We start from the raw sequence: 13,104 nt of genomic DNA, 5'->3' as shown, positions 1-13,104 counted from the left end.
GTGGATTTTTATGTCCATCCCTCGTTTTGTCAATGCACATAGGGCAGATTTTTAAATTTCTTCTGGCTTTGATTATTGCCACGCTTGTGATGTTGGCTATCAGAACCTTTATATTCACTATCTATACTGTGCCTAATCAAGATTGGCGTCCTGATTTTGAAGCTGGTGATCGTGTTATAGTGAATAGAATTTCTAATGCTCCTATTCTTAAGGGTGATATCATAGCCTTTACAGATACAGTAGATGCTACAACTAATATAGGTAGGGTATTATATCTCCCCGGCGATACTATTAAGTATGGTAAGGAACTCTATCGTATTCCACTTATTTGTTGCAGGCGATGTGGGTGCAAGGATTGTAAACTATATTTGGTAAGGATTGGTAAACAACGTGTGTTGGTGCATAAGCATCAGATTATTGGCAAAGCTAAAAAAATATATCATTTAAAATTTTGAAAACAGCATTACTTTCTTCTACTTATTTCGGACCTGTTCAGTGGTACCAGAAATTGAATCGTTTTGAACATTGCTTGATAGAACAGCATGATAACTTTATGAAGCAGACGTTTCGTAATCGTTGTCTTATTCCTACTACTAATGGAGTTCAGGCTCTTTCTATCCCAGTAGAGCGTCCTGTTGATGGCAGACTGGATAAGACTCCGATGAAAGATGTTCGTATCAGTGACCATGATAACTGGCGTCATCAGCATTGGAATGCATTGTTATCTGCTTATGGAGAAAGTCCTTTTTTTGAGTATTATGCGGATGACATTCGTCCTTTTTTCGAAAGAAAGTGGGAATTTCTGCTTGATTATAATCAGGCGATAATGGAGAAAATGTGTGAGTTGCTCGACATTCATCCATCTATTGATTTTACTGAGAGCTATGTCATGGCAGATTCTGTAATTGATATGACGGATTTCCGTGATGTTATTCGTCCGAAACACCCAGGAGAGGATACCGATTTTGTACCAAATACTTATTATCAAGTATATCAACAGCGTTTTGGGTTTCAACCGAATATGAGTGTTCTAGACCTTCTTTTTAACGAAGGTAATGAGGCTATATTCTATCTATAGTTCGGCTCATTAGTCCATCCTTATTATTCTTTCTATCAAAACCATGAAGAAAATTATCCTATTATTTTTGTCGTTTTTAATGACAATATCTTTATCAGCTCATTCTTCTTTTGTAAAGGAGCATGCATTAAAAGATTCTTTGTTGGGCATGTTGGCTCGTTTTACTCAATATGTCAGTACTGATTATCAAGATATCGATGAAAAATATGGTTGTTTTCGTGGAGAGAATACGATGGGAAGTGATGAAAGAGGAGTGCGTACCAATGCTGATTTGAGCATGGTATGCGCATTCTTGTCCCATTATGCACAGGGAAAAGTAAAGCTGCCTCATCCGGTAACTTGGCAGAGAATAGATAGTATCGCCTATAAATCGCTTTCTTTCGCTTTAGATACGCATAAAGCGGTACATCTAAGAACTTGTAGGGATAAGCGTTATTGGGGCTCTGTAAGCAAGAAAGATCATCAGTGGGAAAGTAGTCTTTGGGCTTTGTCGGTAGCGTATTCTGCTTTTTTCCAATGGAACAAGTTGTCTTCTGCGCAAAAGGATAAATTATATCGCCTGTTAAAGGCTGAATGTAATTATGAGTTAGAGCGTGACATTCCTACTGGTTATCAAGGTGATACTAAGGCGGAGGAAAATGGTTGGGAAGTAGGTGTCTTGGCTGCTGCTATAGGTCTTTTTCCAAATGACTCTCTTGCATCTCATTGGTTTGAGCGTATGCGTGCTTTTGCTATCAATAGTTATTCTCATCCTTCTGATGCTACGAATAATAAGGTTATCGATCCTTGGTTTGATTCTAAAACGGTTGCCGATTTGTATCAAGGGGCTAATCTTTATGAGGATTGGACACTTCAGAATCACGGTTTTTTCCATACAAGTTATCAGAATGTTGTTATTCAGGAATTAGGTGAAGCTGCTTTGGCTCTGCGTCTGTTTCAAGGTGAACATATTAAATGGAAGTCAAATGCTTTATTGCATAATTGCGATCAAGTGACGAAGAATGTTTTGAATTGGCTTACGTTGCCTGATGGCGAGCAAGCTATGCCGAATGGAAACGACTGGAGCTTGTTTCTGTATGATCAGTTAACAAGTTATTCTACTATGGCTTGTATGCTTAGGGATGTTGATGCGCTTTATTTTGAGAATCAGGCTTATAAGCAGATTCGACATCGCCAGTTGACGACTTCTGATGGTAGTTGGCTTTTACGACCAGATGTAGGTGGACGTAGGATGGGGGTTCAGTCTCATCGTGTCATGATGAGTTGGTTGATGCATGAGATGTTATCTACTTCTGAGATGCAACCTACAGTGTGGAGTGAATTTCAGAAGCGACATGCTGAAGCTAAATTTTTTCCATGTCAAAGGATAGTTCGTACGTTAACTAAGAATTATTTTGCTTGTTTTTCATGGAGTGAGGGTAAAAATAGTTATACGGGTTATATTGCTCCTTTAGACTTGAGTAATAATAATTTGGTCGTTCCTTTTCGCAAGTTTAATACAGGTAACCTTTTAGGCTATATACAACTGCAGAATAAGAATATTAATGCACGTCCTATAGATACTCCTCATTTTATGCTTCAAGGAAATTATTTTCAGGTTAAGGGGCTTTTAATAGAGAATGATTCTACCTTGAAGCGTTCGTTCACATTAACTAGTAATGGGCATGGATTAGATTATCGTGATGAGGTTTTAGTGCTTCGTGATACAGAAATTCAGGCTGATCGTACTGGTATGATAGCTATTAGCACAGATGCTTTTACCTGTACAGAGAGAGAGATTTATCAGAAAAAAGGTAAAACAAGTATTGATGGCTTGTTGGAAGTTAAAGCTGATACGCCTTTGTCAGCAGAAATAGGCGATGGATCCGTGGAAAATTCGATTAATACGATTAAAGTATATCCTTTTGCCAAAAGTGAGAAAAAAAAGTTGTTTAAGGGAGAGCGTTTACATCATCGTGTCAATTTTACTATTAAATAAAATGCGATATATCTCATTTATTTGAAGATTAGAGTCGTCATTTTATTCTCGTCGAATATTTCTTGAGCTACAGCTTGTATCTGTTCAGCTGTAATAGCCTCTATTTGTGCATAGAGATTCGTAATATCTTTCTCCCATCCATAATAGAGAAAGCTTTTACCAAAGTCTATGGCGAAGTTTTCTCTATTATCACAGGCTACACCTACTTGGCCTTTAATCTGTTTCTTTGCAGCTTGTAACTGATGTTGGGATAGCGGTTTGTCTGTAAATTTTTTCAGTTCTCGGCGAACAATACGCAGACACCGATTTACATCGTTCGGATCACAACCAAAGTAGGTACACCATAGTCCTGTATCGCCATAGCTTACCATACTGCTTTCTACTGTATATACGAGACCGTTATGTTCTCGAAGCGCTAAGTTGAGTTTAGCATTCATACCAGGTCCGCCTAATATATTATTGAGCAGGTAGAGTGGCATGCGGCGTTGATCATGGATGGCATAGCCTTGATTACCAATCATGACGTGAGCTTGATGAGTACCTTTATCATAAATATATTTTCCTGGTTGATAGCGTAATGGTAGAGGTTCTTTTTCAGGTTCAATAAATGGCTTCTGTTCTGGAAAATCAGCTGTATACTTTTCAAGCAATTTTATTACTCGTTTAAAGTCTACATCCCCATAGATAAAGAATATTGCTCTCTCTGGACGATAATATTGATGTGTAAAGCGCAAGGCATCTTCTGTTTTAAATTGGCGTACCTGTTCAGCTTTTCCTAAGATGTTATGACCTAATGGATGACCTTTGAATACAATATTTTCGAATTCATCGTAGATAAGTTCAGCAGGAGAGTCGTTGTAGCTCTCTATTTCATCACAGATTACTTCTACTTCTTTATCTATTTCAGCTTGTGGATAAACGCTGTGAAATACGATATCGGTTAATATATCAACAGCGCGATTGATATGATCTTTAAGAACTGCAGCATAGTACACTGTTCCTTCTTTATTGGTAAAGGCATTCAAGTCGCCACCCACACTTTCTAAACAATTTAAAATATGCCAGGCTTTTCTTCGTGTAGTACCCTTAAAAGTAGTATGTTCACAGAAATGAGCTAATCCTTCCTCACCAGCTTTTTCCAGTCGAGTACCAGCATTTATTTCATATCCGCAATAAACAACAGGTGATGTACTTCCGAGGTGAATAACTCGGAGACCATTTTTCAACGTATACGTGTTATATTTCATATCATATACAAAATTACAAAAAAACTTTCATTAATTGGTTCGGGTGACTTTTCTTTTTGTTATATTTGCATTGCAAATATTTATAATTATGCGTAAAGTTATAGGAATAGGCGAGACCGTTCTCGATATTATATTCAAGCAGGGCAAGCCTGTAAGTGCTCTGCCAGGTGGTTCAACATTTAATGCCATTATTTCGTTGGCTCGTTCTGGAGTAAATACCACATTTATTAGTGAGACGGGTAATGATAGAGTGGGTGATCAGGTTATTAATTTTATGAAGAAAAATGGTGTTAGCTCTGACAATGTTAGTGTATTTCCGGATAGTCGGACACCATTAGCATTAGCTTTTTTGGATGAGAATAATAATGCTGATTATATCTTCTATAAAGATCATCCTCACGATCAACTCGAGTTTTCTTTTCCTGAGGTAAATCGCGATGATATTGTTCTTTTTGGTTCCTTCTTTGCTGTTAATCCTGTTGTTCGTCCACAGGTAGCTGGCTTTTTGGAGTATGCTAAAGAGCATGGTGCTATCTTGTACTACGATGTTAATTATCGCCCATCTCATCGTACAGATATTATGAAGATTACTCCAAATTTGCTAGATAATCTTGAGTTTGCGGATATTGTTCGTGGTAGTCATGAAGATTTTGATGTGCTTTATAAGATGCCAGATCCGGATAAAGTATATACGTCAGAGATTTCTTTTTATTGTAAGAAGTTTATCTGTACCCTTGGCGCTCAACCTATACAGCTGCGTGCGGAGGGTGGTTTCAAGAAAAGTTACCCTGTTTCAGATACGGATACTGTAAGTACAGTCGGAGCTGGTGATAACTTTAATGCGGGTCTGATTTATGGTATGATTAGAAATCATATTACCCGTGACGATATAGATCATGGATTGACAGAGGAACAATGGGATAGTATTGTTACGGCAGGACAGCAGTTTTCCACAGAGTGTTGTAAGGATATCTATAATTATATTTCACCTGAGTTTGGCGCAAATATGAAAGCGTTATTGAAATAATATATCACTTTCTATAGTGTCGAAACAATAAATCGGGTTCACTTCATAAGAAGCAAACCCGATTTATTGTTTCGAATAAACTTATTCTTATTTTCCTCTGTTACCTTTGCGGGGGCGGCGAATAGCCCAACCTTCTTCACTAAAATCAGGCTCATTATCCTTGAACTTTACATTCTTAGCTTTGTTTATCAGATCTCTCCAGTCCTCTTTTTTGCCACCTTTTGGGTAACTATTTTTACGGTCATGACGATCACCTTTACGTCCACTACCTCTACGCTCGCTTCTGCCGCTGTTTCTTCCGTGTCCAGCTTCGTCTGCATCATTACATCTTACCTCACGGCCCTTATATTCTAGACCATTAATCGTGGAGATAACCTTGTTGGCATCTTTTTCTGGAACTTCGATATATGAGAACTTAGAAAGTAAGTCGATATGACCTACAGCTTGGCGGTTCTTCATATTTTTGTTCAAGAATTGCATGACCTCACCAGGGTAGAAACCATCAGCTTTACCTAAGTTGATAAATAGTCGGCGATAACCAGGTTCTGCTTTGCGTGGACCTCTGCTCCTATCGTTTCGTCGATCACCTTTTCCACCACGTTCAGAGCGAATCTCACTACTCTTTCCTGTAGGCTGGATAATCTCTGGTGCATTCTTATAGTAATCTAAGAATTTGCCGAAAGTTACAGCTACCATCTTTTTGATGATATCTTCCTTGTCAATATATTCAAACTGGCGATTGATATCTTCCATATATGGAGCTATCATATCTTCATCTACATCAGTCTTCATGATATCGTTCATCACCTTGTAGAGCTGCTTTTTGCAGATTTCCTCTGCCTTAGGAAGCTCACCAGCAATGAATTCCTTACCAATTTGCTTTTCGATTTGGCGTACTTTCCACTTTTCCTTCACATGGATAATACTGATTGATGTACCCTTGCGACCGGCACGGCCAGTACGACCACTTCGGTGAGTATAACTCTCGATATCATCAGGTAATCCATAGTTAATAACGTGAGTCAATTCATCTACATCAAGACCGCGAGCTGCAACGTCTGTGGCTACGAGGAACTGGGTAAGATGATTGCGGAATTTCTGCATAGTAAGGTCACGCTGCTGTTGGCTCAAGTCACCATGAAGTGCTTCTGCATTGTATCCGTCCTTAATCAGCTTATCGGCAACCTCTTGTGTCTCTACCTTGGTGCGACAGAAGATAATACCGAAAATGCGTGGGTGAAAGTCTACGATACGCTTCAATGCCAAATATTTATCTTTGGCACTTACCATATAGTAGATGTGATTTACGTGTTCTGCACCTTCATTACGGCTGCCTACTACGATTTCCTTATGATTATGGAGGTAATTCTTGGCGATACGCTCTACTTCCTTGCTCATTGTGGCAGAGAAAAGTAGGGTAATATGGTCTTTAGACAATCCTTCAAAAATGGTATTGATACTTTCGGAGAAACCCATGTTCAGCATCTCGTCAGCTTCATCAAGTACTATATTCTGAACGTTTTCCAGCTTGGCTACACCGCGATTCATCAGGTCAACCAAACGACCTGGAGTTGCTACAATGATTTGTACACCGTGTTTCAGGGTACGAATCTGTGAACCAATATCTGTACCGCCATATACGGCAACGATGTGCATGCCATCTATGTATTTGGCAAACTCGTTTAAATCGTCAGCAATTTGCAGGCAGAGTTCGCGAGTAGGACTCAGAATAACAGTCTGTGTAATTTTGGTGGAAGGGTCTGTATTTTGTAATACTGGCAATCCATAGGCTGCGGTTTTACCTGTACCTGTTTGTGCCAATGCAATAACATCACTTTCGCGACTTAATAGGTATGGAATAACTTCTTCCTGGACTGGCATTGGATGCTCAAATCCAAGTTCACTGATGGCGCGGCAAATATCTTTGCTTACACCTAATTCTTCAAATGTCTTCAATCTTTTAACCTGTATTTAAATGTGAAGGACAAACACCCTTCCCAGCCATTTAAATAGAGTGTATTTCCTTCGTTATAAAAACGGAACTTACAAAGTGTAAGTTTTATCGGTTGCAAAGTTACTAAAAAACATTGGAATAATTTCCAAAAGTTGAATAAATAAAAAAATATTTTCCTTTTTTGCTTTTTTCTCCTATCATATTTTTATCTTTGCATGATATGAAAATAGCAGTATATTGTTCAGCAAATCGTAATATTGACCCTGATTTCTTCACAGCAACGGATGAATTAGGTAAATGGATGGGGTCTGAAGGCCATACATTAGTTTATGGTGGTTGTAATATGGGCTTGATGGAGTGTATCGGCAAAGCTTGTAAGGAGAGTGGTGCTATGACGATTGGCATAATACCTACGCTGATTGAGAGCACTGGTCGTACCAGTAAGTTTGTGGATGTAGAGATTCCTTGTGAGAACTTAAGTGATCGTAAGGACTTGATGCTTACACAAAGTGATATTGCTATCGCTCTTCCTGGTGGTATTGGTACGTTGGATGAAATACTTTCTATGGCAGCTTCTCATACGATAGGATATCATCAGAAAAAGGTTATCCTTTATAATTTAAAAGGCTTTTGGAACCCTTTTATTCAAGTATTGGATGATTTGCAGCAGAAAGGATTTATCCGAGGTGATTATCATGATAGCATAGAGATAGCATCTTCTCTTGAAGATATTCAGAGAATAATAGCAGATATTTAGTGTTTGATGATATCAATCAGAATTTTATATATCAAAAAAAGGCTTACTTCCAATATGGAGCAAGCCTTTTTTTGATATATAAAATTTTCTTTATTTTGCGTTGATTTCTTTAATCAGACGGTCTGCATGTCCCCATTTGTCAATCATATAGAGTACATAACGAATATCTACACCAATACATCTTGCCAAGCGGCTATCGAAATTGATATCACTGCTCAAGCTATCCCAGTTGCCATCAAAAGCCAAACCGATTAGTTCACCTTTACCGTTAAACATAGGGCTACCAGAGTTACCACCTGTAATATCGTTATTGGTCAAGAAACAGAGTTGCATCTTACCAGTCTTTTTATCCTGATACTGGCCAAAATCTTTCTCACTCATGAGCTGCTGCATAATAGGTTCAGCCTGATAATCGAAGATTTTTTCACCTTTCTTCATCTTTTCTACGATACTTTCAGCTACAGTGTAATAACCAGAATCTTTACCGCCAAGATCAAAGCTGCTAACCTGACCATAGCTCAGACGCATGGTAAAGTTGGCATCGCTATAGTGTGGTAAATCCTGTTCCATACGAATTTTTGCAGCGCAGAGATATTTCTCCTGTTCGTCGATACTATCGTTGAGGAGACCGATACCCTCGCGAAGGTCTTCACGTATATCCATGAGGTCTTCGCCATAGATGACACCTGGATCTTTCTTATAGCTTTTGCTATTGAAGTAGATTTTGGCATCCTTTTTCATGATGATAGACTTATTATAAAGGAAGTCTACGTATTCTGTATAGTTGCCACCAAATTTTTTATCAATAGTTTGATAGAATTTAGGCAGATATTTACTGTCTACATGTTCGCGATAATTCTTAAGCAGGGTTGCGAGTACTTCTTTGTCAAGAGGTGCGTCCCAGTCATTGCTATTATCTTCAAACTGGAAGTATTGTTTTTTGGCATTATCCTTAGGACCCTTTACTTCCATACCATTGTTCAATTTCAGTGCTCTTACAGAGAACTCAACATCACTTCTGCGGCTAAAAGATTCTGACCAGTTGGTCAGTACGTATGAAATCTCCATACGTTTCTTATAGAGACGAGCCAGAAGATCGAAATCTACTTTGTGTTCTAAATCCTTAGCAGTATCTTGCCAAGCTCGTATTTTAGCTTCGAATATTTGCTTCTGATTAATCAGACCGATAGAATCGATGCATTTGTTCATACCCAGTGAGTTTTTCCAGTAATTGGCACTATGAGCGAATTTTGAATCATACTTGATACGTACACCTTCGTCAGCACGCATGTGTTTCTGCATCACTTCTTGTTTTACACCACGAACTTGAGCCATTGGTGTGTTGAGCGAATTACGGCGTTCTTGAATGCCATAGCTAGAAAGATAACGACTAGTACTACCTGGATAACCGATGGTCATGGCATAATCTTTATCCTGATAACCCTGTAGACTTACTTGTGCCCAGCGTTCAGGCTTGTAAGGTACGTTGTCTTTGCTATAGGCTGCAGGACCATTAGTTTTAGGATCTGCATAGATACGGAACACAGAAAAGTCGCAAGTTTGGCGTGGCCACATCCAGTTATCTGTTTCACCACCAAATTTACCCATACTCTTAGGTACTGTAAAGACTAATCGGAGGTCGGTGAAGTCTTGGTAGGTGGTAGCATACCATTTATTGCCCTCATAGAATGCATCGATATCAATGTGTAGGGTTGAGTCGATTTTCTTGATAGAATCTGTCATGGCATTCTGTAGAGAGTCTATAAGTAGAGCTTTCTGGTCAGAATTTAATTTGTCAATATGTTGTGCGTTGATATAGTCTGTAATGTCTTTCTGTTCTTTCATAAAACTTACAAACATATCTTTATTAGGCAATTCCTCTGCATAGCTATTGGCTACAAAACCATTAAGCATGTAGTCATGTTCTACGGTAGAATGGCTACGGATAGCTTCGAAACCACAGTGGTGGTTTGTGAAGACCAGACCATCTGGAGATACAACGACACCAGAGCAAAAGCCCGAAAAGTTAACTACTGCATTTTTAAGTGAATTCTTACTATTATACAAATCGTTATAAGGCATAGTGAAGCCTTCTGCCTGCATAGTCTCATACACTTGTTGAGGCAGGTTGTAAAGAGTCCACATACCTTCGTCTGCATGAACTGCAGGTATGGATGCTGCTACGAGGAGAGACATTGTCAGTCCCTTCATCATTAATTTTTTCATCTCTCGTTATAATTTGTTTTGATTAATATTATTTTTTGATTTTTTTTATAATAGGTCCCAATGGAAGATCTCTCTTCACAATGAGTGCAATAAAAAGCATAATCAGTATAGTGTTGATAGCTAATGCAGCTATCATTGGAAGATAGTTATTGGTTGCAGATATAGCTCCAAAAATGATAAGGGTTACACCAGCATAAAGTGCGATATCTTTTAATGGATATTTAATAGGATAATATTTCTGACCAAAGATATAGCTGATAATCATACTTATGGCATAGGATATAAATCCTGCCCATGCACAAGCCCAATAGCTGAATCTTGGAATAAGTAGAATATCTACTACAATCAGAATGACAGCTCCAATACCTGAAAAGTATGCTCCCCAAATCGTTTTGTCGATGAGTTTGTACCAGAAACTTAGGTTGAAGAAGATGCCAAACATGATTTCTGCAGCCATGACGATAGGTACAATTTCCAATCCATCCCAATAACTTTTTCCTACGATGTAGCGTAAAATATCCATATAGCCCATAACACAGAGAAAAGCTAATAGGGTAAAGATAATATAGTATTTCATGGCAGAAGCATAGGTGTCCTTATTATCTTTATCTTTAGATTTACCGAATACAAATGGTTCATAAGCATAACGGAATGCTTGGGTTATCATAACCATAATCATGGCAATTTTGATGCAGGCGCCATAGATACCAAGTTGTACTCGGGCATCTGCCGCATTACCGTCATATACGTAAGGGAATATAATTTGTGACGCACATTGGTTAAGTTGGCCAGCTAATCCCATTACGAGTAAAGGCCATGTATAATTGAGCATGCGCTTGCATGTAGCTGTATCAAATGGGTTTTTGATTTCTTTTAATTCTCGTCCCAGCATAAGCAATACGATGGTAGAGCAAGCTAGGTTGATATAGAACACCCATACTACATCGAGAGTAAAGTTAGCATCATAGATACCAAATAAATTCCACTTGAAGTATGGTAGAATGATGAGATAGAGTAAATTGAAAGTTATATTTAACGTGATATTCAGTACTTTCAATGCTGCAAATTTCATAGGGCGATGTGCATATCTCAGATAAGCAAATGGGATAGCGGTAAAGGCATCGATAGCCACAGTGACATACATTACCAAAATGTATTCTGGATGATCTGTGTATCCTAGCCACCCTGCTATTTGCTGATTGAAGAGAATGATAATAGCTGCAAAGAGAATGGAAGTCGTAGCCACCATTTTCAGCGTTGTGGCATATACTTTTTTAGGTTCTTCACCATCTTTACTCATAAAACGGAAGAATGTGGTTTCCATTCCATAGGTCAGAATGATGATAAGTAGAGCTACATAGGCATATACGTTAGTAATAATACCATATTGTCCGCCAGCAGCATTAAATTTTGCGGTCTGAATCGGAACGAGCAGATAGTTGATAAATCGTGCCATAATGCTGCTTAATCCGTAGATAGCAGTATCCTTCGCTAAAGATTTTAAATTTGCCATTTATTTTATTGTTATTTTTATCTTATTTTTTTGTGCTTCTTTACGATGAATACCTTTTATGCAAAGAAAAGGTAGGCAATAAAGATTGCTGCTATGACACCTGCCAAATCAGCCAGCAGTCCACAAGCTACGGCATGGCGGGTATACTTGATATTGACACTACCAAAGTATACAGCCAATATATAGAACGTTGTGTCTGTTGATCCTTGGAAAATGCAACTCAATCGACCGATAAAACTATCCGGTCCGTAATTTTTCATAGCTTCTAACATTAATCCACGAGCACCGCTTCCAGAGAGTGGTTTCATGAATGCAGTAGGTAAAGCACCTACGAAATCGGTATTTAGTCCGCATTGTTCGATGCACCAAGCTATACCGTTAATCAGCATGTCCATAGCTCCAGAAGCGCGGAATACACCTATGCCTACAAGGATAGCAACTAGATACGGAATAATTTTCACAGCAGTGGTGAAACCTTCTTTTGCTCCTTCAATAAATGCATCGTATACATTGATTTTCTTCCATACACCAGCAAGGATAAAACTCAAAATAATACCTAATAAAATGAGGTTGCTGGCTAAACTGGTTACTTGGCCCATAGTGTCCTTATCCATTTGCCCGAATGCCCAGATGATGATACCTACAAAAGCGATGATACTGCCTAATGTGGCTAATAATACGGGTTGTAAGATATTAATTTTCTGCCATAGTGCGGTAATGATGATACCTGCTATGGTTGCTACGGCTGTAGCTAATAGAATAGGGATGAATACGTCGGTGGGGGTTGCTGCTCCATAAGAAGCACGGAAAGCAAGAATGGTAGTTGGAATAATGGTAAGTCCACTGGTATTGAGTACCAGAAACATAATCATAGGGTTGGTTGCGGTATCTTTCTGGTTATTAAGCTCTTGCATCTGGCTCATAGCCTTAAGTCCTGTAGGCGTAGCAGCATTATCAAGTCCAAGCATGTTTGATGCTATATTCATAAAGATACTGCCCATCACGGGATGGTTTTTCGGTATATCTGGAAATAGCTTTGAGAAAACAGGACTAAGTATACGTGCCAGTACATTTACAACTCCTGCTTTTTCTCCTATCTTCATGATGCCTAGCCATAAGGCAAGTACACCGGTAAGGCCGAGTGAAATCTCGAAGGCATTCTTAGAACTATCGAAAGTTGAATCGACAATTTTTTGGAAGATAGTTGTGTCTCCCATCAAAAGACCGATAATCGCAAAAATAAATGCGATAACGAAAAAAGCTATCCAGATATAATTTAGTACCATAGTGGTTGCAAAAATACGAAAAATAATGAATAATACCA

General features: G+C 38.6%; 10 protein-coding genes. 5 read left to right on the top strand and 5 right to left on the bottom strand.

Annotated features, from left to right (window positions below; all coding sequences use genetic code 11):
• Positions 1–32 precede the first annotated feature (32 nt).
• Genes lepB through L6469_RS08805 form a run of 3 tightly spaced genes read left to right on the top strand, consistent with a single transcriptional unit; the run spans position 33 to position 3,056 of the window.
• A complete protein-coding gene (lepB, locus tag L6469_RS08815; protein WP_006282754.1) occupies positions 33–455 on the top strand; it encodes a signal peptidase I in 423 nt (140 codons plus the stop codon).
• Entirely contained in the window at positions 452–1,078 is a 627-nt protein-coding gene (locus L6469_RS08810) for a WbqC family protein (protein WP_006282753.1), read from the top strand. Before lepB ends, L6469_RS08810 begins: the two co-directional genes overlap by 4 nt.
• 43 nt (positions 1,079–1,121) lie before the next feature.
• Positions 1,122–3,056: a hypothetical protein gene (locus L6469_RS08805; RefSeq protein ID WP_006282752.1), complete on the top strand. Its 1,935-nt coding sequence runs from the start codon at positions 1,122–1,124 to the stop codon at positions 3,054–3,056.
• 17 nt (positions 3,057–3,073) lie between these two features.
• On the opposite strand, the gene L6469_RS08800 is transcribed toward L6469_RS08805, so the two are convergent.
• The gene (locus tag L6469_RS08800) at positions 3,074–4,303 is read right to left on the bottom strand and encodes a M16 family metallopeptidase (protein WP_006282751.1); all 1,230 of its coding nucleotides are present in this window, start codon (positions 4,301–4,303) and stop codon (positions 3,074–3,076) included.
• Between the two features lie 88 nt (positions 4,304–4,391).
• On the opposite strand from L6469_RS08800, the gene L6469_RS08795 reads away from it, so the two are divergent.
• Entirely contained in the window at positions 4,392–5,330 is a 939-nt protein-coding gene (locus L6469_RS08795; RefSeq protein WP_006282750.1) for a carbohydrate kinase family protein, read from the top strand.
• 87 nt (positions 5,331–5,417) lie between these two features.
• Here L6469_RS08795 and L6469_RS08790 read toward each other — a convergent pair whose 3' ends face one another.
• Positions 5,418–7,286, bottom strand: a complete 1,869-nt coding sequence (locus L6469_RS08790; protein ID WP_006282749.1) for a DEAD/DEAH box helicase — start codon at positions 7,284–7,286, stop codon at positions 5,418–5,420.
• A 218-nt stretch (positions 7,287–7,504) separates the two neighbouring features.
• Here L6469_RS08790 and L6469_RS08785 point away from each other — a divergent pair, with 218 nt between their 5' ends.
• Positions 7,505–8,041, top strand: a complete 537-nt coding sequence (locus L6469_RS08785; protein WP_006282748.1) for a TIGR00730 family Rossman fold protein — start codon at positions 7,505–7,507, stop codon at positions 8,039–8,041.
• Between the two features lie 90 nt (positions 8,042–8,131).
• Here the strand turns inward: L6469_RS08785 and L6469_RS08780 are convergent, their stop codons facing one another.
• Genes L6469_RS08780 through L6469_RS08770 form a run of 3 tightly spaced genes read right to left on the bottom strand, consistent with a single transcriptional unit; the run spans position 8,132 to position 13,066 of the window.
• Positions 8,132–10,252: a S46 family peptidase gene (locus L6469_RS08780; protein WP_027453197.1), complete on the bottom strand. Its 2,121-nt coding sequence runs from the start codon at positions 10,250–10,252 to the stop codon at positions 8,132–8,134.
• 43 nt (positions 10,253–10,295) lie between these two features.
• Positions 10,296–11,780 (bottom strand): polysaccharide biosynthesis C-terminal domain-containing protein, encoded by a 1,485-nt coding sequence (locus L6469_RS08775; RefSeq protein ID WP_006282746.1) that lies wholly within the window; start codon positions 11,778–11,780, stop codon positions 10,296–10,298.
• A gap of 56 nt (positions 11,781–11,836) precedes the next feature.
• Positions 11,837–13,066 (bottom strand): nucleoside recognition domain-containing protein, encoded by a 1,230-nt coding sequence (locus tag L6469_RS08770; protein ID WP_006282745.1) that lies wholly within the window; start codon positions 13,064–13,066, stop codon positions 11,837–11,839.
• Positions 13,067–13,104: the final 38 nt, after the last annotated feature.

It is taken from the genome of Segatella baroniae B14, assembly GCF_022024235.1.
In the GTDB taxonomy this organism is placed as follows: Bacteria; Bacteroidota; Bacteroidia; order Bacteroidales; family Bacteroidaceae; genus Prevotella; species Prevotella bryantii.
The sequence above is the reverse complement of the archived record's forward strand: the minus strand, read 5'-3'. Positions and strand labels throughout refer to the sequence as shown.